The 23130-nt window shown below is 58.3% G+C and carries 24 protein-coding genes and 2 pseudogenes; 18 read left to right on the top strand and 8 right to left on the bottom strand.

Translation table 11 applies throughout. The features are described 5' to 3' along the window. Positions 1-221 precede the first annotated feature (221 nt). Positions 222-635, bottom strand: coding sequence for a hypothetical protein (locus ACP96_RS12690; protein WP_050033562.1), 414 nt, complete (start codon positions 633-635; stop codon positions 222-224). A gap of 410 nt (positions 636-1045) precedes the next feature. Here ACP96_RS12690 and ACP96_RS12685 point away from each other — a divergent pair, with 410 nt between their 5' ends. After that, entirely contained in the window at positions 1046-1906 is an 861-nt protein-coding gene (locus ACP96_RS12685; protein ID WP_050033561.1) for a ParA family protein, read from the top strand. Positions 1907-1908: 2 nt separating this feature from the next. Then, positions 1909-2334, top strand: coding sequence for a hypothetical protein (locus ACP96_RS12680; RefSeq protein ID WP_050033560.1), 426 nt, complete (start codon positions 1909-1911; stop codon positions 2332-2334). Between the two features lie 240 nt (positions 2335-2574). On the opposite strand, the gene ACP96_RS12675 is transcribed toward ACP96_RS12680, so the two are convergent. The 3 genes from ACP96_RS12675 to ACP96_RS12665 form a co-directional block, all read right to left on the bottom strand. After that, positions 2575-4158 carry a transposase gene (locus tag ACP96_RS12675; protein ID WP_050033559.1) on the bottom strand — a complete coding sequence of 528 codons (1584 nt, stop codon included), beginning with the start codon at positions 4156-4158 and terminating at the stop codon, positions 2575-2577. 80 nt (positions 4159-4238) lie between these two features. After that, positions 4239-4868, bottom strand: a complete 630-nt coding sequence (locus ACP96_RS12670) for a nitrous oxide reductase accessory protein NosL (RefSeq protein WP_050033558.1) — start codon at positions 4866-4868, stop codon at positions 4239-4241. Positions 4869-4963: 95 nt separating this feature from the next. Continuing rightward, a complete protein-coding gene (locus tag ACP96_RS12665; protein WP_050033557.1) occupies positions 4964-5755 on the bottom strand; it encodes a sulfite exporter TauE/SafE family protein in 792 nt (263 codons plus the stop codon). A 266-nt stretch (positions 5756-6021) separates the two neighbouring features. Here ACP96_RS12665 and ACP96_RS12660 point away from each other — a divergent pair, with 266 nt between their 5' ends. The 4 genes from ACP96_RS12660 to ACP96_RS12645 all read left to right on the top strand — a co-directional run bounded on the left by ACP96_RS12660 (position 6022) and on the right by ACP96_RS12645 (position 11187). Then, entirely contained in the window at positions 6022-6996 is a 975-nt protein-coding gene (locus tag ACP96_RS12660) for a deoxyhypusine synthase (protein WP_050033556.1), read from the top strand. A gap of 473 nt (positions 6997-7469) precedes the next feature. Beyond that, positions 7470-9512 carry a NosD domain-containing protein gene (locus ACP96_RS12655; RefSeq protein WP_050033555.1) on the top strand — a complete coding sequence of 681 codons (2043 nt, stop codon included), beginning with the start codon at positions 7470-7472 and terminating at the stop codon, positions 9510-9512. Then, on the top strand, positions 9509-10324 hold the full coding sequence (locus tag ACP96_RS12650; RefSeq protein WP_050033554.1) for an ABC transporter ATP-binding protein: 816 nt from the start codon (positions 9509-9511) through the stop codon (positions 10322-10324). The genes ACP96_RS12655 and ACP96_RS12650 overlap by 4 nt, the downstream gene beginning before the upstream one ends. Then, positions 10321-11187, top strand: a complete 867-nt coding sequence (locus ACP96_RS12645) for an ABC transporter permease subunit (RefSeq protein ID WP_050033553.1) — start codon at positions 10321-10323, stop codon at positions 11185-11187. Before ACP96_RS12650 ends, ACP96_RS12645 begins: the two co-directional genes overlap by 4 nt. A gap of 40 nt (positions 11188-11227) precedes the next feature. Here the strand turns inward: ACP96_RS12645 and ACP96_RS12640 are convergent, their stop codons facing one another. Continuing rightward, the gene (locus ACP96_RS12640; RefSeq protein ID WP_050033552.1) at positions 11228-11581 is read right to left on the bottom strand and encodes a DUF7471 family protein; all 354 of its coding nucleotides are present in this window, start codon (positions 11579-11581) and stop codon (positions 11228-11230) included. A 164-nt stretch (positions 11582-11745) separates the two neighbouring features. Between ACP96_RS12640 and ACP96_RS12635 the strand changes: the two genes are divergently transcribed. Next, positions 11746-12249 (top strand): winged helix-turn-helix transcriptional regulator, encoded by a 504-nt coding sequence (locus ACP96_RS12635; RefSeq protein WP_050033551.1) that lies wholly within the window; start codon positions 11746-11748, stop codon positions 12247-12249. Between the two features lie 103 nt (positions 12250-12352). Further along, entirely contained in the window at positions 12353-13039 is a 687-nt protein-coding gene (locus ACP96_RS12630) for an SCO family protein (RefSeq protein ID WP_050033550.1), read from the top strand. Positions 13040-13486: 447 nt separating this feature from the next. Here ACP96_RS12630 and ACP96_RS12625 read toward each other — a convergent pair whose 3' ends face one another. Together ACP96_RS12625 and ACP96_RS12620 are read right to left on the bottom strand one after the other, a co-directional pair. Then, complete coding sequence (locus tag ACP96_RS12625; protein ID WP_050033549.1) at positions 13487-14488, bottom strand: cytochrome d ubiquinol oxidase subunit II; 1002 nt, start codon at positions 14486-14488, stop codon at positions 13487-13489. Further along, positions 14481-15923, bottom strand: a complete 1443-nt coding sequence (locus ACP96_RS12620) for a cytochrome ubiquinol oxidase subunit I (protein ID WP_050033548.1) — start codon at positions 15921-15923, stop codon at positions 14481-14483. Before ACP96_RS12620 ends, ACP96_RS12625 begins: the two co-directional genes overlap by 8 nt. Before the next feature lie 343 nt (positions 15924-16266). Here ACP96_RS12620 and ACP96_RS12615 point away from each other — a divergent pair. The 9 genes and pseudogenes from ACP96_RS12615 to ACP96_RS12580 all read left to right on the top strand — a co-directional run. Next, positions 16267-16656, top strand: a pseudogene (locus ACP96_RS12615) (SCO family protein); the annotation flags it as partial. A 13-nt stretch (positions 16657-16669) separates the two neighbouring features. Next, a complete protein-coding gene (locus ACP96_RS20025; RefSeq protein ID WP_449272141.1) occupies positions 16670-16750 on the top strand; it encodes a hypothetical protein in 81 nt (26 codons plus the stop codon). 245 nt (positions 16751-16995) lie between these two features. After that, positions 16996-18222 carry an MFS transporter gene (locus ACP96_RS12610; protein WP_012289573.1) on the top strand — a complete coding sequence of 409 codons (1227 nt, stop codon included), beginning with the start codon at positions 16996-16998 and terminating at the stop codon, positions 18220-18222. Between the two features lie 315 nt (positions 18223-18537). Next, positions 18538-18918: a hypothetical protein gene (locus ACP96_RS12605; RefSeq protein WP_050033547.1), complete on the top strand. Its 381-nt coding sequence runs from the start codon at positions 18538-18540 to the stop codon at positions 18916-18918. 83 nt (positions 18919-19001) lie between these two features. Then, complete coding sequence (locus ACP96_RS12600; RefSeq protein WP_006186968.1) at positions 19002-19439, top strand: hypothetical protein; 438 nt, start codon at positions 19002-19004, stop codon at positions 19437-19439. Positions 19440-19547: 108 nt separating this feature from the next. Continuing rightward, on the top strand, positions 19548-20039 hold the full coding sequence (locus ACP96_RS12595) for a hypothetical protein (protein ID WP_006186967.1): 492 nt from the start codon (positions 19548-19550) through the stop codon (positions 20037-20039). Between the two features lie 105 nt (positions 20040-20144). After that, the gene (locus ACP96_RS19535; protein WP_006186966.1) at positions 20145-20546 is read left to right on the top strand and encodes a DUF6166 domain-containing protein; all 402 of its coding nucleotides are present in this window, start codon (positions 20145-20147) and stop codon (positions 20544-20546) included. A gap of 23 nt (positions 20547-20569) precedes the next feature. Continuing rightward, the gene (locus ACP96_RS12585) at positions 20570-20848 is read left to right on the top strand and encodes a DUF7389 domain-containing protein (RefSeq protein WP_012289570.1); all 279 of its coding nucleotides are present in this window, start codon (positions 20570-20572) and stop codon (positions 20846-20848) included. Positions 20849-21008: 160 nt separating this feature from the next. Next, entirely contained in the window at positions 21009-21620 is a 612-nt protein-coding gene (locus tag ACP96_RS12580) for an HD domain-containing protein (protein WP_010890466.1), read from the top strand. A 76-nt stretch (positions 21621-21696) separates the two neighbouring features. On the opposite strand, the gene ACP96_RS12575 is transcribed toward ACP96_RS12580, so the two are convergent. Next, positions 21697-22227: a hypothetical protein gene (locus ACP96_RS12575; protein WP_050033546.1), complete on the bottom strand. Its 531-nt coding sequence runs from the start codon at positions 22225-22227 to the stop codon at positions 21697-21699. A gap of 297 nt (positions 22228-22524) precedes the next feature. On the opposite strand from ACP96_RS12575, the pseudogene ACP96_RS12570 reads away from it, so the two are divergent. After that, positions 22525-23130: pseudogene (locus tag ACP96_RS12570) on the top strand (ISNCY family transposase); the annotation flags it as partial.

Below are 23130 nucleotides of genomic sequence, written 5' to 3'. Positions count from 1 at the left end.
CCGGACTCGGCTGAGTCGCCTCGCTTCGGTGAAGCGAGGCTGAGGAGGAGCGACAGCTTTGTTCTGAGAGTGCCCTCAGCGACAGCGACAGAAGGAACACGTATGGAAGTAGATGCTTTCTCGACCCTCCGCAGCGTTCGTAGGGTTCTTCGTCTCGTCTTCAGCGTTCTTCCGGTGTGAAACCGAGGTTTTGCTGCCGCCGTTATCGAGAGAGTGGACAACTAGCGATAGTACGCGCGCCCAAACCGATCTGCCTTATCGGCAGCACCGTCGAGAATAACGAGCGTGTCGTCAACAGCCAGCTCGTTCACTAATACGGCCGACTGAACTGCTTCGACACGCTCTGGATTCGAACCGTCCTGCCCTAAGTGCGAGGTCGCAATCACTCGGTCCTTATTCTGGTCGGTGACCGTCTCGAAGAAGTCGGTACTATCCTCGTAGTCGAGACGATGAGATTTGTCCTGGAACGGCCGGAACTCGTGACCTTCCGCTGCTTCGTAGATACTATCAAGAACGGGGAGTTCGTCGTCACGCTCCGAGAGAACTGCTGTCGTGACTGTTATCCCGTCAATGGTGCTGGCGTCGATAGCGATAGAGCGGGTGTATTCCGAGTCACCGGCATTAAACGGGCGCACAGGCTATTTTACCGATGATTCCCCGATTTATTGAGGGTTCTGTTTCACGTCTCTGTGACCACCGAACCAACAGCCCTACATTGTGGTTACTGATTACGGTTACTGGTTACAATTAGGGGCTTTATCTGCTTGACTACTTTCTTCGTCTCAGGCGTTCGTGCATCCATGAGAATCGAGTGGAAGGGCATTCGTATACTCATACGAATCAATGGCCACACCACGTGTCCTCTGATACACGGCCTCGGTACGCTCCTCACCTACGACCGCTTCAGCGCCGTACGGTATCGTTCCATCGAGTGGCATCAAAGCGGTACAGCGTGAGGCAACCCACTGACTGTCGCTTCGCGGTCAGTGGTGGATACTGAGCGTCTGACGAAACTTTATGTAACGTGGTTACGGTTACTGTAACCGTGAATCGTGATACAGCACGCGCCGCCTTCTACGTCCAAAAAGGAGGCGTCGGAAAAACAACCTCAGCAGCCCATGTCGCTACAGCTGCCGCCACCGACCACGACTTCGACGTCGTTCTCTTGGACCTCGCCGGCACCCAGAACGACCTCGCTACACAGTTCGGTATCGTTGACGACGTCAAAGATCCTGATGCACCGATCTCCGCAGTCTTTGGTGACGACTGGGAGTTCATCGTCGACAATATCCCGGATATCGTCGACCGCATGGTCTACGACACCGGCGAAGGTCCGGACCTGATTCCCGCCGACACCGGCATCAGTGGTGCCGACAACAACCTCGCCTCCGTCCCTGTCGAGCAACGCTATCTGAAACTCGACTCGTTCATCAGCGAACAGCTCGCAGACCGCTACGACCTCGTCGTCCTGGACTTACCCGGCAAAGAAGACAACATCGCCCTCAACGGCATTTTCGCCGCCGAACACGTCGTCACACCGCTCTGCCCGGGAGCGTTCGAACGTGACCAACTCGACAGCCTTCGCGACGACCTCGAAGCGATTCGCGACGACCTCCGCGACGTCCTCGACGCCCACGACGTCCACCCACACCTCTCTATGGTCATCCCAACGATGATCTCCGGAGCAACGAAGCAGTCCGGCGAGTTTGTCGACGACCTTGAGAAGACCTACCCCGATGTCGCCGGCGACCCGGTCGCAGACAGCCAGAACATTGGGAACCTCCAGGCTGAGGGCCGAACGCTGTTCGCAGCAGACGACGACGAGCTGTACCAAACGGGCAAGCGCGCTCGCGAAGCGTACCGAACGAACACCACCACCCTGCTCAATCACCTCGAAATCCAGTAACCATGTCCGACCAGCAATCCAACGTCGACGCCGAGGAAGCGCTCCAAGCAGCGAAAGAGCAGAAGCGCCACACCTCACAGGCAACCAGCACCGAAGACGACCAAGACGCCGCTGCCGACCGCGTCGCCGCAATTAAGGACGCTCTCGTCGCCATCGAGGACGGCGAGTCACCGGAGAACATCAACTTTCGCGACGCGCAACTGAAGGCACTCCTCGTCGGCCTCAACGATGTTGGGCAGCTTGGCAAGACAGCCAAGAAACTTGGCGCCGTTCTTGATGACGATATCGACACGGAGGATGGTGTCTCGCAGAGTGACCTCGCTCGGCTACTGATGCGCGTCGGGCTCCGGGAGGCGCTCCCAGAAGTGCGGGAGGACGCGACGGAAGCTGAACAGCAGAAGGCGTTGGAGCAGACTACTGGATACTGATACTGTATACGTAATCAGTAACCAGATTCAGTAACCGTAAACGATGTAGTCCACAGTCTCGGAGGATGAGCTAGTTTTGGGTTGAATCGTCATCTATTCATGGTTATTCTCACCACTCAAGGACCGTTTTTGAATCTCTGAGTTTGAACTACCGGACAAGCGTACGAAATTGTATGGATTTTAGCGCTCCTGAATAGAGTTGCCACTCCCGAACGGCAGACTCAGCGAGATTTTAGCGGGTTAGTCGTGTGGAATCAATGCTGAGGCAACGAGCTCAACACACTCACCCGCAGTAATCACAGGTGCGTAGTCCATCTCGCCGTCAATGTCCGCTTTCAGCAGGAAGTCGGTGAGCCGCCAGATATTGTACAAGAGGACCGCGAACACGAAGTAGAACAAGCGAACGCGGTAGTCTTTCGAGGAGGTCTTCGCGAGAAAGTCATCTTTGATCGATTTGTACTCGCTCTCGATCTGCCACCGACGGCTGTAGCGCCGACAGAACGCCACGGCCTCATCGGGCCCCACTCGGAGATTCGTCGCGAAGACGGCTGTCCCCTCCCCACTCGTCGACGGCACGTACAAGAGCCGCATTGGATGCGATCCTGATTCCACATGGACAGAAGTCGACTCAACAGCCACCTCTTGGTCGTCTTCCGCCATTTGTTCAAGTACATCCCGTTCGGAGCTGGAGACCCGCTTGGGTATGAGGTAGTTCACATCGAGGTTTGAGAGTGTCTGGAACACTTCTATCGAGTCAAACTCCCGGTCACAGAGCACAGTCTCAATCGGAACGTGTTCTTTCGCTCGCCGAACCAGTCGCCGAACAGTACGATGGATCTGATTCGACGGGTTGTCGTCCCATCCAGAACTTTCTCGAACCGGTTCCACGGCAAGAACGAGCGGGATATTCTGTCCGATGATCGAGAGCGTTGCGAACTTGAAGGCCCGACTGTCTCTATCCTTCGTTCCGCTGACCATCGACATCCCGTCGACATCCCCGTAATAGGGGATAGTCGTGATGTCGATCGCAGCTGTCACCGGCCGACGGAACGATGCTTCAGAGGCAATCACGGAGAGCAAGCGATCAGTTGTCTCGTTGAATCCGTTCACGAGTTCTTCGGGATCGAACTGTTTGACCGCGCGGAGGTGGGTATCACCATGGGGACCGTACTCTTCACCCCGACGATACTGGAAACGAGTCGCTCCCTGTGCAGTTCCGCACCGAACCATCCCCATGAACGTCTGTAGCTCGAAAAATTGTGTGTCCTCGTACGAGGCGTTCGACGCCCGACCAGAGTCGAAGTGTCCATAGGCGTGATCACGCGCGAGACGCGTTGTCTGGATAATTTTCTCTTGTGAGAAGGACTCGTCTTCTACTGAGTCTGCAACTTCCTCAGTATCCTTGACGATCTCTTGTTTTGGCCGAACCTCCGACGCTGAGATGTTGCGATCGTGGACCTCTTTGACAACGAAGTGTGCGGCAGCGTGGACGTATTCGTGGGTTGGGTCGTCGAATCGGTTCCGCCATGCCCGCGAGAAGGCCGATTCGTCGGGCACTCGGCTGAAGCCGAGGAGAGTCGCCACTTCGGGTTGCCGGGTGAGTCGTCGAGAGAAGTCGGCGTACGAATCCCCAGTGATCTCCATGAACACGAATGAGAGGATCATCGCGCGAAAGGAGAGTGGCGCAGGATGCCACGCTGGATACCCGTCTTCAATCGTGTCTATCGAGTGGTCGAGGGTCTCGAACGCAGTGATGAGGTCTGATCCTGCGAGTTCGTTCCGGATGGCGATCCCGAGTTGGTACGCTCCGCACAAAGAGCGCATTCGCGGATGCTCATCACAAGCCTGGCTATCAAAACCGTTCATCGGATTGCTGAAGTGGAGATGGGGGTGAAGAGGCTGACCTACTCCATCCCAGCCATTTGGATCCCCTCAACGAGTGATCTGTTGATATCGTCGTACCCGAGAGTGCGCCCACCGTGATTATTCGCAAACGTTTCGGCTTCATCACTGTCAGAGAACGGCAGTAGGTCCGGACCCATTCCCCCCATCACGTCCGTTTCGACGGCGTAGGTGAGATTAGTCGCATCCGCAAAGGTATCCGGTGCGGTCGGTGCTGGCATCTTCTTTCGTTCCGTTCCTTCAGGGATCTCCCAGTTGATGCGAGAGTAGTCCGTGACGTAGATCGCGGTCGCCTCCGCACCGTCATCCACCATGTCAAAGTGATACGGAAAAAGCCCGTGCGCGAGCGTGTGAAACCAAGCGAGGTGGGCTGTGTCTTCAGTGTCCTCGGCGGGTCCCTGTCTGGGTTCCGGCTCTGCGTCGGCGTAGAAAACCTGTCCATTAGGCCCGCCGTGATCTCCGATCACCATTCCGCCTTGGTAGTCCGTTTTCTGCCCCGACAGATCTACTGGACTGGGAACCGACTCGGAAGAGTTTCCGAGACAGCCGGCGAGACCCATCGCGACTCCTGTACCGATCGCGTGAACAGCGTGTCGACGCGACACCGAACGCTGGCCAAACTTGAGGTCCATACGCTATCGTTCGGCCACATACGGAATTCCATTCTGGTGCGGCCGTCGAACGCCATCTCCCCAGCGAAGCGAGTGACCCACAGAACGTGTCAGTGTCACATCCCGCCGAGCGGCTGGTAGTGGGGGAACATCGGGTGCGGGAGATGGACGCCGAGCGCCATCAGTCCGTGTGCGAACAGGACGTACCCCAGTACGACGAACACGACACCGAGCAGGCGATGAACGCGACGCCGGTGGGTGACATCGATCGACTGGATGACGGTTCCATAGAGGAAGACAGCCGGAATCGTTCCGACACCGAGAGCACCGAGAGCGATCCCGCCGGTCGTTGGGGAGCCGCTCGCGAAGGCGAACAGGTACGCGGGATACAGCATCGGGCAGGGGAGAAATGCGTGAACAGCGCCGAGGCCGACGATACTCGGGCTGTTCACGTGGCGGTGAACTCTCGCCGCGAGCCACGACGTTACGCGCTGTACGCCGGGTATGCGAATATCGCCGCCGCTTCCTCCGATAACGTACCGAACCCCTGTCGCCACGATGAACCCGCCCACCACGAGGCCTACAGTACCTCGCAGGACATCGGCGACCGGCGTCAGCTGGTCGGCGGTGACGAACACGACGCTCCCGAGCGCACCGAAGGCGGCCCCGAGAACCGCGTACGTCGTCGCCCGGCCGATGTTAAACAGGAAGTGCTGTCGAACTTCGTAGGTCGTGAGATGCCCGGCCCGTCCATCGTTGACCGTCGTGGTTCCGCCGTCCGGTTGCGGCGTCATCTGTTTCGAGTACATCGTCACAAGCGGACCACACATCCCGATACAGTGTGCGCCGCCGAGGACGCCGATAAGGACGAACAGCGCGATGTCGATCCGGAACAGCGACTCGATCATAAGTGGTCTCGGTTGCCGACCGGCTTGTGTTGTCTGGTGCGATCCTCGACGAATAGGCCCGGTCAAGTGTCACGACGATATCTGAGAATTGTTACTCAGTGGACCCCGGAATTGTGTGCGTTGGATCTATGAAGTCCATCACATGAGACGATTTTGACCCGGTTGCGGTCAATACGGACTGTCTAACATCGGATCGACTCGGGTGTGCCGAGAGACCAGCGGTCGATTTCGAGTTATTCAAGCCGGCTGTCAGACCATCCAGTAGTATGGACGAAGATAACTCTCACACGAACGTCGTCCCTGGGAGTGACGAGGAACTCGATACGGCGAACGTGCGCGGCTACGATTTCCGTGGAGAATTCGACTTTCACGATATGCTTGATTCCTACGCGACGACAGGGTTCCAAGCGACGCAACTCGCGGAGGCTATCGACATCGCCGAACGCATGCAGGAGGCGGACGCCACCATCTACCTCACGTTCACGTCAAACATCATCTCGTCGGGGTTACGCGAGACCGTCGCGTACCTCGTTCGAGAGGGGTACGTAGACGTACTCATCACCACGTCCGGATCGCTGACTGAAGATGTCATCAAGACTGCGAAGCCGTTCAAGATGGGGAAATGGGACGCAGACGAGGCATCGCTCCGTGAGCGTGGAATCAATCGGCTTGGAAATCTCTTCGTACCCTCTGACCGGTATGTCTGGCTGGAGGAGTATATGTATGACTTCTTCGACGACTTCTTCGCAGAGGAGAAAGTCAGGACGCCGACATCGTTCGCACGCGAGTTGGGCGACACCCTCGATGATGAGGATTCGGTCCTGAAACAGGCGACAGACAACGACGTGCCAGTATACTGTCCAGCGTTAACCGACTCCGAAGTTGGGAACTTTCTCTACTATTACCGTCAGGGGTACGATTCAGAAGTTGGCATCGAGATATTGGACGACTATGACTCACTCATTGAGGATGGGCTGCTCGCGGAGGCGACGGGACTCATCGCGGTTGGTGATGGCGTACCGAAACACCACGCAATCATGACGAACCTCTTTCGGGGAGGGGCGGACTATGTCGTGTATATTTCAACGGGGATGGAAGGTGATGGATCATTATCGGGTGCACCGCCGAACGAGGCGGTCTCTTGGGGGAAAATTAAGGAAAAACAAACGAACTACACACAAGTCGAAGCAGAAGCCACACTCGTCTTCCCGCTCCTCGTGGCAGAGGCATTTAAACAGTAACACTCCTAGCGCAGTACCATATTGAGTGTGGGCGGTTCGCAGTTCAGAGCAGGGAGGACATCAGAGAGCGTCTCATATCCTAAGGTCCCCACGGTAGCTGCCTTTTTCCAACCAGCCTGCTTCGATCGACACTCTGTTCTGAAACTTTCGACGTTCCGAAGGCGAGCCTTACCCGGTGTCGGACGGGAATCTCTCTCAGACCGGCTTGTCTGCTAATGAGGTCGGTCGGCGGCCTATCTATCCCCAAATACTACCTCTTTGCCGGACTGTCTGAAGCTCGGACTGAACTATGTAAGCCAGCGGATCGAACGATAATATTGGTTCCTATTGATTCGTCAAACACTCTTCGCCTCCGTAGGACTTGCTTCGTTCAAGCTTGGGGAAGGAGCTCCGTACTGCCACTTAATTCAACGGAACTACGCGTTCGAGAGTCACACCAGATTCGATAAGTCACCACAGACCGACGTAACCGTGTGGCAGTTTTCGCTCCCGATGACAACCGGTCGCGACGCGTTCGCCTCGCGATCGCCGCGATCATGACCCTCGCTGTGGTCGTAACTGCGGGCGCGTTCGTCATTGATCCGGCCGAGTCGGTTCCCGATCCGGTGGCGTACGACGACACCACCGAACTGGGGCTCTCGTCGGAGACCGACGCGATGATGGCCGGAAACGCAACGCTCCCGCGGATACAGGTGTTCTACTCGCAGCTACAGTACGTCGTCGGATACAACGGGATCGGCTCGTTCGTGGCGTCGCTGTCGGACGGACGAACCGAGCGCCAGTTCGGCTATCCGCTTGTCGCGTACGTCGAAACCTTCGATCACCGCGATCCGGACACGACCGACGGCGGGCTGTTCACGGCGACCGGGGCCGGCGGGTGGACTCCGGCCGAGGAGGCGTACTACGTCGTCGGCAGCGACGCTCGCACACCGGCGGGCGAGGCCGTGATACCCTTTAGAAACCGAGAAGTGGCTGAGTCGTTCTCGGCCGACCACAGCGGAACGGTAGTCGACTGGGAGTCGATCCGAAACCGCTCGTTCGACGTCGACTCCGCGGCGACGGTGCGATCGCTCGCACCGAGTCGGTGGCAGACGGCCAACGATCGGATTACCGAGGCGGAACGAACCGCGGACCGTCCGGTCTCGGTAGTTGTCGGGGAGGACGCGCCGACGATCGACGCGGCGGTCGAGGCGGCACCGTCGAACACGACGGTCGTCGTCCCTAAAGGAGTCTATCACGAGACGGTGACGATCAATAAATCTGTGACCATTGCGGGCGACGACGCACGGATCAGTGGCGACAGCAACGGATCGGTCGTCACCGTTTGGGCGGCCGATGTAGCCATACGAGGACTCCGGATCGACGGTGTCGGAAACCGGACGCGAGACCCGGAGGCGGCGCGTGCCTCCAGGGACGAGGAGAGCGAGGCGTGGGACGCGAACATCCAGAGCGGGTACGGCCACGGTGATGCCGGGATCCGAGCGATCGCTGCGCCGGGGCTCGTCGTCGACGACATCATGATCGAAACGAACGCGAGCGGGCTCCTGTTGCGCGATGGATCACACGCGGTCGTCCGTGACCTCCGCGTCGACGGGTCCGAGACATGGCAGAACGGATTCATGGGAATCACGGGGATGGAGTCGCGTGTAACCGTGACTGACAGCCGGTTTGAGGGCGGTCGTGACGGGATCTACCTCCATCGCGCGGACGGATCGGTCATCCGGAACTCGACGTTCACGGACAATCGGTACGGCATCCATCTCATGTACACCGGTGACGCGCTGGTCGCGGACAACACCGCCCGCAACGAACTGTTCGCGGGGATCACCGTGATGACCCGCCCGTCGGGGAACACGATCGTCGGCAACGACGTGCGTAACTCCAGTGCGGGGATCCAGTCGTCGGGGACGCGGACGTACATCGCGTACAATACGCTCGTCGGCAACGAACTCGGGTTCTCGACGAGCGCACGCGGGTCGCTGTACGAACACAACGTGGTCGTCGACAACGAGCTCGGGGCGCGTGCGACCACGATCGTCCCGTCGAGCCGAGTCGTCGCGAACGACTTCGTCGGCAACGACGACCACGCCGCCGCCGGTGCGGGCGCACTCCGTGTCTGGGCCGACGGCGACCGCGGTAACTACTGGGAGGGAGCAAACGTCGGACCACAGCCGTCCAGCGAGCGGGCGTATCGTCCGACGTCGCCGGTCGACGCCGCGCTCCACGGCGAGATCGCGGCCGTTGCCGTGCGCGAGTCACCCGCGTCGGTCCTGCTCAACCACCTTCGTGGTACCGTGCCCGGTGCCCGCTCCGGGAGCATCATCGACCCAGTACCGGCGTCGACACCGTACCACCCTGAACGAATCGACGTGGTGACGAGTCCCGACTCCGAAGGCGCGGAGCCGGTCCACGCGGACTGGAGAGCCGAACTTAGCTCGCTCACCGACGAACAAGACACGACTCATGAGAATACGACAAATCGGAACACCGCCAGAGCAGTGGGTGACTACAAATGAGTGAGCGTGCACTCGCGGAGGCCGTCGACCTGACTCGGACCTACGGCGGGATTCGGGTTCTCGAAGAGGTATCGCTCTCGATCACTCCCGGCATCACTACAGTCGTCGGTCCGAACGGGTCCGGGAAGTCGACGCTGCTCGGCGTCCTCGCGGGGGCAGTTGAGCCGACCACGGGAGCAGTACGATACGCTCACGAGGGGAATGCTGACGACGGAAATGACAAACGGATCGGCTACCTCCCGCAACGGGTCCCGTTCCGTGATGAGTTCACGGCCCGAGAGACCCTCGGCTTCTACGCAGCGCTCGTCGGTGACGATCCCAACGCGGCGCTGGCGGACGTGGGACTTGCCGACGCGGGTGACAAGCGCGTCTCGACGCTTTCGGGCGGGATGAGACGTCTCCTCGGGATCGCACAGGCGACGCTCGGCGACCCGGCCGTCGCGGTGCTCGACGAGCCGACAAGCGGGCTCGATCCGGAGATGCGCGAGCGAGCATTCCGAGCCGCAGCGGGCCGTGCGAGCGACGACACTGCCGTCGTCGTCAGCTCTCACGACCTCGACCTCGTCGACACGTACGCCGACGACGTCATCGTACTCGACCGCGGTCGCGTGGCCGTGGCGGGCTCCCGCGATCGTCTGATCGATGACTACGGGGTCGACGACGTGAAGGGCCTGTACCGCGCGGTCGTCAGCGATAGAGCGAGCGCCGAGAGCGATATCGATACCGGTGACACAGACGGCGACGAGGGCTCCAAGGGTGCGGATGAGACCACGTCGGAGTCCGTCCACGTCACGGGGGTATCGGACCGATGAGTCGATTGCTCGCGGACATCGGGACCGTGTTCCGTCGCGAACTAGTAACCGTTCGACGGACTCCCGGCTACGTCGTCCTCGCGGTCGGGCTTCTCATCGTGCTCGGCGGACTCGCCGCGGTCGGCGGGGGCGGGGGGACCGGATTCGTGCCGGCAGTCGTCGACTTTCTGCTCCCGACAGAAATACTCGTTCCGCTTCTCGCAATCGTGCTTGGGTACCGTGCGCTGCTCACGGACACCACGAGCGGCGAGTTCGCCGTGATCCGGACCTACCCCGTGAGTACCGTCGACTACGTTCTCGGCGTGTTACTGGCGCGTATCGCGGCGCTCGTCGCCATTGTGGGCGTTCCCTTCGCACTTGTCGGGCTGTACGTCTGGTTGACTGCGGCGCCGGACACGGGAATTTTCGCGACGCACAGCGGAGTAGACTCGCCGCTTCTGTTCGTGCGGTTCCTCGCGTTCGTCCTCCTCTTTGGGACCGCGTACCTGTCGCTGTCGGCAGCGGTCTCGGCGCTGGCGTCGAGCCGCCGGAGCGCGATCGCGCTCGGTCTCCTCGCACTGCTCGTCGGCGTCCTCGGCGGTGACCTCGCGATCCTCCGATCGCTCTCGGGTGGTGCTTCTCCCAGTGAAATCTCCGGACTGCTCGCGCTCACGCCGAACGGAGCGTTCCGTGGACTCGTGTTTGAACACGTGATCGGCGTCGCCTTCGCGCCCGACGGCGGGTTCGTTCAAACTGGTCGCGCGGTCGGCTCACTCGTCAGCTGGATCCTCGCCGGAATCGTGGTCGCTGTCACGACGCTCACGTACGCCGCCGGGGTCGATGTCGTTGTCGAGCGGACACAGGAGCGGCTCGGAGAATACTGAGACGTAATTCTTTCCCAGTTATTTCGGCAAGTATCGCTGTTCAATCCGAGACGGTGTCGTTACCGACCGATCCCGACGTATGTGTGTACACTGTGTAGAGAATGATCGCTGCGATCAAAAAGTCGAGACTATGTCCGAGGAAGTGGTGGACCGGCATCGGCACGATACCGAGAATCGTTCCAGTGCCCAAAATCGATCGGAACAACAGCATGCTGACCGCGACAGCGATCAGCTGGTACTGTGCCCCTTGACGACGACGATACGCGACGACGCTGACGACGAAGAGGATACCCGTACCCATTCCGGCGACGAGTGCAGCCGCGAGCAGCAGTAGTGATCCCTCCACGGACCACCCATCGAGCGCGGACAACAGGAGGGCGATTGGCTGCGTCACAACCGCCTTTGAACGGGGATGAATAAGAAAACGACCCTTCGATCGAGACTCCCGTGTAGTTCTGACCCGATTTGTCGGCTAACACCGCAGTTTCGCCCGTTTCCAAGCAGAGATAACGAACACACATGTTTTACTCGAGTAACGGTTGTGTCAGCTGACCACAGATGCCGGACACCCGGATTCAGATCCGACGCCATGTTCGCGACACACCCGGTGTCCACTTCAACCAGGTCGGCCGCGATCTCGATATCGCCACCGGGCAAGTACAGTACCATCTCCGTCGTCTCGTCCGTAACGACGAACTCGCTGTCGAGCGGATCGGCGGCCGTACACACTACTTCGAGCCGTTGTTCGATCCGTGGGAACGACGGGCTCTCGCGTTTCTTAGACGAGAGACACCCCGGGAGATCCTCGTCCGGCTTCATGCCGACGGCCCGAAGCGACCGAAAACGCTCGCGAGCGATCTCGATCTCGCACGAAGTACGATCTCGTGGCACGTCTCGACGCTCGCCGAAAACGGGATCGTTGAAAAGTCCGACAAGCGGCCGATGACGCTCACATTGAACCGTCCAAACCGCATGGCCGAACTTATCGAGATAGTGTCGCCGTCGCTACCGGATCGGCTCGTTGATCGGTTCGTTCGGACCGTCGACGAGCTCTTTGAGTGACCACCGCCTCAGCAAGTCGAACACACGGGCAGATCGGACGCGGGCACACGCATTCGAGGATCACACCAGATATCTCAAATCCACAGATCTACCACGGTCGAGTATGGACAGACGAATGTTTTGTGAATCGATTGGAGTAATAGGTGCGACCATCGGCACCGCCGGTTGCCTCGGCGTGCTCGGTGACGGAGGCGTTGAAGGAACTGTTCTCGGTCCTCCAGAACAGGATCTAAGCGAGGCCACTCACCCGAGCTACGGCGATGAGATGCCACATTTCACCGTCCCGGACCCGATCACTAATGAAGAAATATCAATCAGTGAGTATGAGAGTGAGCAGGCCATCCTATGGACATCGTTCTATACGAACTGCCCAGACGGGGTGTGTCCCGCGCTCATTCTCCGACTTCGTCGCGCACAGGAGGCTGCTGCCGAAGAGGGATTCAGCAGTGAAGCAGTATTCCTCGCACAGACGTTCGACCCCGAGCGCGACACCGCCGAAACGCTCCGTGAGTACGCCGGCCAGCAGGGTGTGAACCTCGATGCGAACAATTGGCATTTTCTTCGCCCGGAGAGCTACGAACGGGGCCAGGAACTGTTAGACGAGCATTTTGGACTTATAATCGAGAAGGCAGCGGCCGACCAGTACGATGATCTTGAGTACCAGTTCCCGCACTACGGGTTGATCCTCCTCGCAAATAAGCAGGGAATCGTCGAGCGCGCGTATCCGAGAGGGCCACAGACGGACATCGAACGGCTCGTGAGCGACGTTGAACGCGTATCCACTGTATGAAAACGCCGTCACCTCCTCGCCAGCACGGGTGTACTCGGAGGTGCCAGCCTCGTCGCGTCCGGGAACGTGTCCAAGGCCCTCAGTAGCCGACAAGCACCTGAGCCCAGTTATTGATTCATACAAAGTAGTTCTAAATAGAAGGCACGCATCAAAATTATTCTCCGAGGTTGTGAAAATTCCCCAATAAGCCACCGCAGTCACGCGATTTTTTGCTTAACTGAAGGTAGATGGTGTGTGCTGCGGGTCCTGCGTGACAATAGGGCGGTCCTCTTCAATCAGACGCCGGTCGCCGGTGAGATGCTCTGAGATAGGCTCGTTGAGATCGAGGGTGTAGTGGGGGTTAACGACCTACCCCCTAGCAGGTCTGTATCTAGCTCACCGTCGCAACGGCCCACGTTCAAACGGATGTCAAAAAGGACGTCGGCGCCAACGCGGTGGTATACACGTTCAATTTTTGTATCCCTCACCCTCGATCGGACCGCTAAACACGCCATAGAGGAATTTGAAGTACCACAGTACGAGGAGAAGCGCCGGAAATCCGAGAATCGTCACGAGATTCAGCGCTAACGGTGAGACAACCGCTTCTCGAACCGTCAAGCCAGTTGGCGGATAGATATTCGGATACAGCAGGAGCGCGACCAGCAGGCTCAATAGCGCAGGAAGCCCGAGTGCGCTCACCAGCCAAGCACGGTACTTGCCGCGCAGAGCAAGAACACTTCCCCCTCCTCCCGCAACAACCGACAAGACGACAATCGCACCTACGGGAAGTGAAAGAACCGTTTCGGCAGCACCTCCGGCATCAGTTACGACAACGGTCGTCAGCAGAGCGACAACTCCGATCAAGTACGCCAGCGTCGCAATAATTCCGTACGTGCGCAGGTCGGACGCTAGCCGTGGCCTGGTTTTAGCTGTCAGAAAGGCCGCCCCGGTGGCGACCGAGACGGTTACGAGGCCGACACCAGTCAGCAGTACCGGCAGCGATAGCGTCGGCGCGTCGAAGATCCACCGACCAGCGAGAGTACCGAACAGCAGCGGCGCGAGAAAGCTCCCTCCGATAAAGGAATAATCCCAGTACCGTTTCCAGCGCTCGTCGTCGCGCTGTTCGCGCATTTCTGGTCCGAGCCCGCGGAACAGCAGCGCGAGCACGAACCCGAGAGCGAGCAGGTAGTGATCAGCCAAGACTCGCGAATACACTCGCGGGAACGCCGCTAGCAGCATCGTTCCAAAGGCGACGACCCACACCTCGTTTGCGTCCCAAACCGGACCGAACGCCGTCAAGAATGTCTCCTTCTCGTGTTCGTTGTTGCGAGCCGCGTACAGCATCCCGATGCCAAAGTCGAACCCGTCGAGGATTATGTACATCGCCAGCGCAAACATGACTGCACCGAACCAGATCTCGGGGAGTGCGTCGACAAGATACGCGTCGACGAGTAACACAAGCTCAGTCATCGTCGCTCACCTTCGGGACCGGACCGTACCAGCGATCGTCGTCCGATACATTCACTCCGAGTTCACGGAGCTCGTCTTCGACCAGCCACCGCACCACATGAAGGGCTACCAAGATCAATCCGATATAGATAACCACGAAGCCAACGAGCGTCAGAGTTGCTTCTCTTCCGGTCAGTGTCGAAGAGACGGCCTCACTAGTTCTGAGTTCGCCCTGAATGACCCACGGTTGTCGGCCGATCTCGGTGACGTACCACCCCGTGAGAAGCGCCGCGTAGCCGAGCGGCGACGCAGCGATCATCGTCTTCAGGAATCGATTGCTTTCTGAGAGGCGTCCGTTGTAGATGAGATACCCGCCCCATAGTGCCAGCCCGATGAACAGGAATCCAAGTCCAACCATGAACCGGAACGACCAGAACACCATCGCTACGGGCGGGTTCTCCTCGTACTCGTTTAAGCCAAGTACTTCAGCGTCGAAGTCACCACCCGTAGCGAGGAATGACCCGACTCCCGGGAGACTCACAGTAAAGAGGGTCTCGGCCTTCGGATCGGTGATTGCGTCAAAGCTTTTTGGGAACGCGAGTAGGTGTAAGTCTGCCGTGCCGGTCTCGTAGTGAGCTTCCATGGTTGCAAACTTCTGGGGCTGTGTATCTGCGACGTGACGCCCATACGCGTCACCATGGACTGCTTGTAGAGGAGCGGTGACAAGCAGGATGATAACTGCGAGTTTCAACGCAGTGTTCCATGCGGTGGCATCGCGCTTCTTCCAAACGATGTACGACGAGACCCCGGCGACCAGCAGCGCGACAGAAATAACCGACGCATTAACCATGTGTACATACATCCACGGCATCCGGGGCGTGAAGAACGCAGCCAGCGGGTCGGTTAGCTTTGCCACCTCCATACCGTTACGCGTGATCATCTCGAAGCCCTGTGGAGTCTGCATCCAAGCGTTGACGATCAGGATCCAGAAGGCCGACAGCCAAGCCCCGACTCCAACCAGTACCGACGAGAAGATGTAGGTCCGATCGCTGACGCGTTCCTGACCGAACAGCAATATCCCGAGGAAAACAGCCTCAAGGAAGAACGCCATCTTCGCTTCGAATGCGAGCGGCCCACCGATCAGCTCTCCCGCTACCTCGGCGAACTGTGGGAAGTTCGTTCCGAACTGGAAGCTCATCGGGATGCCGGTGACCGTTCCCATGACGAATCCGGCGGCGAACACCTTGACCCAGAATGATCGCAGCCGTGTGAACCGCTCGTCGTCGGTCCGGACGTCCTTCCAAGTGAAGTAGACGATGAACGGCGCCAGCCCGACCGAGAGCGAGGCGAAAATTATGTGAACGCTGATCGTCCAGCCGAACTGCGCACGGCTCGCAAGCTCCGGCGAGAGCTGTAGTACCCATCCCTGAATCAAGACGTCGGGAATCGAGAACATACCTCTATTTGCTCACGGAACTAAAAGAGAAGCTGTGTTATTCCCCCGTTCGAGAACTGTACTACGATGGTTTATATCCGCAGAGCCGTAGCTTCTGTAGTCAATCCGAGATGGTCACCGGCAGCGCCGAGGATCGGAGCTCAGAACACTTTTTATATCCTTGATGCTGGGACTTTTTCAGTACCTGTACACTTTGTTCAGCATCACCGGGCGCCTTAATCGGTTGCCGACACCCGGGTGTATATAATGAACTGACTGGCTAGACCCGCCCGGATTGGACGGGAGTGACGCGTTCGAAGGTCACACCAGATACCTCAAGACCGCGGGACCGATACGCGAACGTATGGACCGACGGAGTTTCTGTAAAAGGGCCGGCGTCGTGGGAGTCACCGCCAGCACTGCCGGTTGTCTTGGTGTCCTTAGCAGTAGTGGCGCTGAAGGAACTGTTCTCGGACCGCCGGAGCGAGACCTCAGCGAGGCATCATTCCCGAGCTATGGTGACGAAATGCCAGAGTTCACCGTCGCCGACCCGATTCACGGCGAGGAGATATCGACAGCCCAGTTCGAGGGCGAGCGCGCGATGCTGTGGACGTCATTTTACACCAACTGTCCGGACGGGGTGTGTCCCGCACTCATTCTCCGGCTCCGTCGCGGACAGGAAGCCGCTGCCGAGGAAGGGTATAGCAACCAGGTCGCGTTTCTCCCCATCACGTTCGATCCAGAGCGCGACACCCGTCTCACTCGAATTGGGCATTCTAATCAATAGCGTCCTTGTTGCGATAGGATTGGCTATCATCATGTACTCACTTTATCTCGAACGCAGGTGAAGACAGCTCCGCGACTACGAAGGCGAGTACGTAAGTTTGAAACTCAGTCTGACCCATTTTGGAGAAAGTACGGTGTATCGAGTATGCAACTGCGTTGGCACGCGGTTTCTGTCGGCCCGCCAGTACGCTGATTGTGGACCGGATAACGCTGACCGTTGCCTCGGCGGTATCTCACTCACGCCCCACTACCGTACACAGCGCTATTCGATGTAGTATCGGCAAGCGAATTTCGAACGACAACATCCATGAGAACAGCTCTATCCAACCCACTCACAGACATCCAGCAATCACAGACAGTCCTCATCATCTTTGCGAGTACGCTCGTGAGTGTGATGGGCGTCTCCCTCATCAGCCCAGCACTGCCGACGATTCAAGCAGCATGGAACATCTCGGCGAGTCAAGCGAGTCTCCTCATCTCGGCATTTACCTTGCCCGGTATCGTTCTCACACCGTTCATCGGTCTCATCGCCGACCGCGTTGGTCGCAAACGTGTGCTCGTCCCTTCGCTATTCTTGTTTGGCGTGAGTGGCATTGCAGTCGTGTTTGTCGACGAATTCACAACGCTTCTCGGTCTCCGCGTCGTGCAGGGAACCGCTGGCAGTGCCATCATGAGTCTCACCGTGACGCTGCTCGGTGACCTGTTCTCGGGGGAACAGCAGAGTCGTCTCATTGGACTGAACGCGGCAATCCTCGCCATCGGCGCGGCTGGCTACCCCTTACTGGGCGGTGGCCTTGCGCTGCTCTCGTGGGCCGCGCCGTTCGTCTGTTTCGCACTCGGTATTGTCGTCGCCGTTGCCGGCTCTGCGATTCTCCCTGAACCCGAGAGTAGCATGGATTCGTCCGGACTGTCGTACGTCGTTAACGCAGCTCAATCGGTCCCAACACGGACGGCTCTCGGGTTGTACGTCGCTATTTTCGGCATTTTCTTTGTTCTCTATGGCGCACAGCTCACGGTCGTCCCGTTCATTCTCGACGAATCCTACGGCCTTTCTTCTGGGATGATCGGGCTGTTGCTCGGACTCCCAGCGGTGACGATGGGGGTGACGTCCTCACAGTCGTCCCGTCTCATGCGCCATCTCTCACCCCCGCGGCTCATCACACTCGGTTTTGTGACCTACGGTATCGGGATGACGCTCGCTGCACTCGCCCACTCGATCACCGTCCTTGCCGGCGCACTGTTCCTTTTCGGTATCGGGCAGGGATTCGCGGAACCGATCACCGATACAGCACTGAATACACTCGCGCCCGATGCGTTCCGCGGCGGAATCATGAGTATCCGAACGAGCGTGCTTCAGTTCGGAACGACCCTCGGCCCGCCAGTGTTCGTTGCTGTTGCCTCAATTGTGGGCTACACCGATACGCTCCTCATCGCCGGTCTCGCTGCCCTCGCTCTCGGCATCTCTGCGTTCGGCCTTCTCACGCTTTCAGAAACTGGGCAATCAACTCAACGTCGCACATTCACAAATGAGTGATTGATCTGTTCCATGAGCTTGTCTCTATCCCGAGTACGGTTGCCCCGCACCCACGAAAAGAGGGTGTAGATGGCTTCGTTCAGCGAGTGTTCTAGGCCCATATCTGCCCCTCGGAACGTAGGCCAATAGACCGAAGGCCGGTATCACAACAGATCTCGATACGTGCGTGTACTTGCTTGGGAGGTCTTCTAAACGCTTTCCGCACATTCGAGAGGAGCGAATCATCCACCGTCCCGTTCCAGAACCCAGTAACCGCAGTACGTTTGTTACCCCCTGAGGAGTGCGGGGGTAGGAAAGCGCCCTCGAGTACAACCTATGGCAACACTCCAAGCAGCGACGACGTCGACCGGCACGATTGTATCGGACGCACAAGCAGTCCGTCAGCTCTGTGAGAGCTATTGCTTCGGGACCCTCAACTGGGAGGTAGACGAGGAGGGCGAACTCATCATCTGGGGCTACGATAGCTTCGAGGTGTACGAAGCGCGTGAGAACGGTCTCCCCGATTATGACGGTGGGATCGTGACCCACGAGTTCCTCCGGCAGCTCGCGGAGTACATCGATGGCGACCAGGAACTCGACATCCAGACGGCCGGGTATACGAAGTGTCGATTTCCGGTCCTCGCCAAGCGGTACGTCATCCGCAATGGTGAGGTCCTTCACGCCGATCTGACCGGACTCGACCCGATCGGCGAATAACTGGTGATCATCCCTTGGCAGGTGAAGAGGAGTCGTTTATCGGGGGCTGACGGACTGAGCCCCACGTGGGGCTTCGTGATACCATGTCCGAGCAATCTACTGACGACTCGTTCGAGGACTGTGAGCTAGGCCCCGAGGCAATCCTCGGTACGCAGACGTTCGAAGACGTCCTGTTCACCGAGGAGACAGAGACCCCGGTGAATGTTCTTACTGGCGAGACGCCCGAGCATTCGCAAGCGAGCGTCGACGAAGCTCGGGCCTTTGCCGCCGGGATCGACACCGATACGCCGCAGATCGCGCTGCAAGCATCGGTCGAATCGCAGATCGAAACCGCGAGCAAACCGTACACGGCAGCCGCGTTCTTCCACTTCAAAGCGACTGGAACACTCGCACTCCACCGCGCCTACCACGCAGCGTACGAATCGGCGGCGTTCGCGGTCGATTTCGACGCCGACTACGAAACCGGTGACCTGACGATCACCGTCGAGGAGATCACTGGGTCGGAACGAGACGACGCCTAGCGAGCGCGTATTCCGGCGGTGTTTATCGAGCGCCGGCGATGGGTGCCGGCGCACCAAGCAGTGATGCGGAGCGGAGTCGCGTGCGTCGGCAGACCGAGGTGACAACCGATGCACATGGTCATTTACACGCTAGTTGAGGCATCGACACGAGATGATGCGCTCGCCACCGGAAAGACGGTGTTCGATCGACTCGTCGGCGCCGTGCCACACGCAGGTGCTGTCTTCGATTACTACGTGTGCTTTGACGAGGAGGACACGACGGTCGCTGGAACGGCCCGTTGGGGTGATCTCCCGGTTGCAGCTTCTGTGGAATCCGATGAGGGCGAGGAGCTGCTCGAACGCGGCTGGGAAGCCACGAAAGAGGAGTTTCAGCGGAATCTCGACCGGGTGAAGGAGGCACTCGACGAACACAGCGACGAGGAGATCATGCGCGATGCGGACCTCGCCCGGCACGCATTCCACCAGGTCGGTGCGTACGACGGGCCTTCGGTCTGCCTGTATGACGAACATGGCAGCGGCATCCGGCATCGAGGCCAGTTGGAGCGAATTCTCGACGAGAGTGACGATCTCTGGATTGTGCCGGCGGACATCCACTTCTGAGGGAACAAACCGGCCAGCTGCTCCGTGGTGCAGTGACCGCAGAGCATTTTTTTCGCCCCCTGAGGGGTGCGGGGGTGCTCGAACGAGCACACCTCGAATAGAACGATGAGTGGAACTATCGACTCACAATCAGTCGAACAGACACGCCCGAGAAGTGACCGTGACGTCGTCTACGTCGGCTATCGACAGCGAGGCCGCGCCATCGTGGAGAAACAGCCCGGTCAGGAACGGCTCACTCCAAATCGGAGTCTCGAGTTGGCGAGTCACAGTCCCTCTGGCTTCGAATGGGGATACGGGGGCAGTGGCCCGGCACAACTCGCGCTCGCGCTCCTGCTCGATTACTCCGACGACGAGGAGGTTGCGCTAGCGCAATACACGGAGTTCAAAAACCAGGTCGTAAGCCAGTTGGATTGCACTGGTCCCGGCGGGCGCTGGCGACTCACCGGCAGTGACATCGACGCAGTCCTTCGCGAGACATCCGACGAAGCGGCCGCACCGTCTATCTGAGCACCAATCACTGAGAGTAACATATGTCGGAACACAACCAGCCGTCTCGTGCGGATGTCGAATCGATAGAGAACAGTGAGCGGCCGTCACCAACGGAATACGTCGAACGCAGCGACGTCGGTGTCTCGCTGACCGTGAAGCTCAAGCGCGGAACCGGGACACGAGATGAAGACCAGATCAAAGCCAAGGTGAAAGCGAAAACGCTCGAAGACGCCCGAGAGGACATGGAGATCCTTCGAGCGTACGTTTACAAACTCGCCGAGGACGCCCGCCAAATCCAACCCGAGGAAGAAGACGAGTAAGCAGTCTAGCGGGTCTCACAAAACGATTTGGCAGGCCACAAATTTCGACTCGTTTTGACTGAACTATCTGTTCAATGTGTGTGCGAACTTATTGACTGAGTGTGGGTGCTCGGCGGAATCATCTCGATATTTTGAATTGGCCGCTTGCTGTTTCCCCGATATGATGACAGACGAACTCGGATCCTTGCTCGAATGGTTCGACCTGAAGGACGAACTTCGGACGGGATGGGAACTCCGGAATGTCGACTCGCCTGAATCGGTCGCAGCCCACACGTGGGGGACAGCGGCGCTTTGTCTGCTCTATGCCGACCAAGAAGATGTTGACCGCCAGAAAGCAGTGACGATGGCCCTCATTCACGACCTCGGCGAAGCTCGCACGGGCGATATTGCAACCCGTGCGGAGGACGGACGCCAGACCATTCCCACGTCCGAGAAAGAGACGGCTGAACGGAGCGCGGTAACCGATCTCGTCGGGCCCTTCAACGATTCCGAACTGCTGTCGCTCTGGGAAGAGTACGAAGCCCGTGACACCCCGACGGCACAGTTCGTCAAAGACATGGATCTTGTTGATAATTGTCTCCAGGCGCTCAAGTATGAGCGCCAAAATAGGTACGATGAAGCCGAAACAACTGACCACTTCACCGAGTTCGAGAATCTAGACGAGTTCTTTGCTACCGCCGCGCCACGCTTCCAGACAGAATTCGGCCAGGACCTGTTTAAGCAAATCAAATCGGAATACGAAAGCGAAATCGGACGACCTTGCCAACTATGAATTAGTCTTTGTCACTTACAGGTTCCTCGGTCAGTGTACACCCTGTACTTAGCGTTCAGGAGATCGTCTTCACTCACTACTCCCCTTCGGCTTGATCGTCCGCAATAGGCTCGAGTGATTCTTCCATGCGTTCGAACTTGGCTTCACGGCGTGCTTCCTCTGACGGCTCGTTCTGCACGAGTGATGCGCCCTCTGGTAGGTCAACATCCTCGCCCTCCAGGGGGTCAGAATCGGACACCATCTTGCGGATCTCCATATCTCGGTTGAGCTTCCCGATCAGCTGCTCGAACGACGTGTTACGCTGGTGACGCAGCCGACGGAGTTCTCGAACCTTCCGCTCGAACTCCGTCTTTTCTGCCCAATCATAGATTCGCCGTCCAAGCAGCGTGAGCTTATACCGCTTTTCGGTTCCATGCTCAGTTGGCCTGTGACTTACGGTGAAAATATCGCGTTCAACACCCTCGGATAACCGTGAGGATACTGTCGAAGAACTCACTGCAACCGCGTCGACGAGTGCGTTAAATGTCGCTGTTCCTGTCCCGATCTCCGTGACGAGTTCCGGTGCGCCCTTCTGCCGGAGAAACCCCTCCAGGTCGTCTAATCCCATCGTATCCACGCATTCGCCACCAACCACTATAAATCCAACCAATAGATAACTCATACCGATATTTGGACTATACCGTATTTCAGCCACAACCAATTCTGCAACTACAGCACGCATACGCCTTCATACATCCGCAGTGACAAGCCTCAGGCAGACAACCAACGCTGATGACTGACTCTAACTTTACTCTATTCTATACCGATATTCGCCAGCCCAGCGGAACCACACTACGGCTGAACCACTCCACAATCTGGCTAGAGTCACGTCATCAGTGCAATAACGCAGCTCGGAGGCGGGATAATGACGAGTGATCCGGCGGCGGTCGCTGAGTCAATCGTCGTTCACGCGGAGACGCTCTGTGAGCGTGAAGACCACCTCTGGGATGTCATTTGCCAGCTTTCGATCCCAGTTGACGATCTCGAGGATGCCCGCGACCAGAACCGCGTCGACTTCGGGACCGACGAAATGTTTCGCACGCTCCTGTTCAAAGGAATTCGCGGGATTTCACAGAATGAATTAGCGCAACAGCTCGGTCGGAAGCCAACCCTCGTCAAGAGCTTCCACTTCGATATTACTGACCTCAAGAAGACGCCGACCCAACAGCAACTCTCGTACACGCACGCACAATTCAGCGAGGACACCCAAGAAGTCCTCAACCGGACTGTAGCTGGCGTCCGGCAAGTCGCGCTCGACCATAATGTCCTCACAGAAGCTCTTGTGCCGTCCGTCCCAACTGAAACCGAGGAAGAGGTGTCACAGAGCACGAGCGAGTACAAGAAGGAGAAAGCCCAGAAGACGCTGACGCTCGCTCGCAAACACGTTATCCCCGAATTCGACACGCACCGAGCAGCCCACAAGACGTACTCCGACGAGGTAATGCTGGATGGCTCTGTTGAAATCCTATTC

It is taken from the genome of Halorubrum halophilum, assembly GCF_000739595.1.
Lineage (GTDB): Archaea > Halobacteriota > Halobacteria > Halobacteriales > Haloferacaceae > Halorubrum > Halorubrum halophilum.
The sequence above is the reverse complement of the archived record's forward strand: the minus strand, read 5'-3'. Positions and strand labels throughout refer to the sequence as shown.

Bases quoted from the DNA above. Each gene is read 5' to 3' on its own strand.
- ACP96_RS12665 (WP_050033557.1), bottom strand. From the start codon at position 5,755: ATGATCGAGTCGCTGTTCCGGATCGACATCGCGCTGTTCGTCCTTATC.
- ACP96_RS12630 (WP_050033550.1), top strand. From the start codon at position 12,353: ATGGACAGACGAATGTTTTGTGAATCGATTGGAGTAATAGGTGCGACC.
- ACP96_RS12585 (WP_012289570.1), top strand. From the start codon at position 20,570: ATGTCGGAACACAACCAGCCGTCTCGTGCGGATGTCGAATCGATAGAG.
- ACP96_RS12675 (WP_050033559.1), bottom strand. From the start codon at position 4,158: ATGCGCTCTTTGTGCGGAGCGTACCAACTCGGGATCGCCATCCGGAAC.
- ACP96_RS12620 (WP_050033548.1), bottom strand. From the start codon at position 15,923: ATGTTCTCGATTCCCGACGTCTTGATTCAGGGATGGGTACTACAGCTC.
- ACP96_RS12625 (WP_050033549.1), bottom strand. From the start codon at position 14,488: ATGACTGAGCTTGTGTTACTCGTCGACGCGTATCTTGTCGACGCACTC.
- ACP96_RS12635 (WP_050033551.1), top strand. From the start codon at position 11,746: ATGCCGGACACCCGGATTCAGATCCGACGCCATGTTCGCGACACACCC.
- ACP96_RS12610 (WP_012289573.1), top strand. From the start codon at position 16,996: ATGAGAACAGCTCTATCCAACCCACTCACAGACATCCAGCAATCACAG.
- ACP96_RS19535 (WP_006186966.1), top strand. From the start codon at position 20,145: ATGAGTGGAACTATCGACTCACAATCAGTCGAACAGACACGCCCGAGA.
- ACP96_RS12600 (WP_006186968.1), top strand. From the start codon at position 19,002: ATGTCCGAGCAATCTACTGACGACTCGTTCGAGGACTGTGAGCTAGGC.
- ACP96_RS12670 (WP_050033558.1), bottom strand. From the start codon at position 4,868: ATGGACCTCAAGTTTGGCCAGCGTTCGGTGTCGCGTCGACACGCTGTT.
- ACP96_RS12575 (WP_050033546.1), bottom strand. From the start codon at position 22,227: ATGGGATTAGACGACCTGGAGGGGTTTCTCCGGCAGAAGGGCGCACCG.
- ACP96_RS12680 (WP_050033560.1), top strand. From the start codon at position 1,909: ATGTCCGACCAGCAATCCAACGTCGACGCCGAGGAAGCGCTCCAAGCA.
- ACP96_RS12580 (WP_010890466.1), top strand. From the start codon at position 21,009: ATGATGACAGACGAACTCGGATCCTTGCTCGAATGGTTCGACCTGAAG.
- ACP96_RS12595 (WP_006186967.1), top strand. From the start codon at position 19,548: ATGCACATGGTCATTTACACGCTAGTTGAGGCATCGACACGAGATGAT.
- ACP96_RS12650 (WP_050033554.1), top strand. From the start codon at position 9,509: ATGAGTGAGCGTGCACTCGCGGAGGCCGTCGACCTGACTCGGACCTAC.
- ACP96_RS12660 (WP_050033556.1), top strand. From the start codon at position 6,022: ATGGACGAAGATAACTCTCACACGAACGTCGTCCCTGGGAGTGACGAG.
- ACP96_RS12645 (WP_050033553.1), top strand. From the start codon at position 10,321: ATGAGTCGATTGCTCGCGGACATCGGGACCGTGTTCCGTCGCGAACTA.
- ACP96_RS12605 (WP_050033547.1), top strand. From the start codon at position 18,538: ATGGCAACACTCCAAGCAGCGACGACGTCGACCGGCACGATTGTATCG.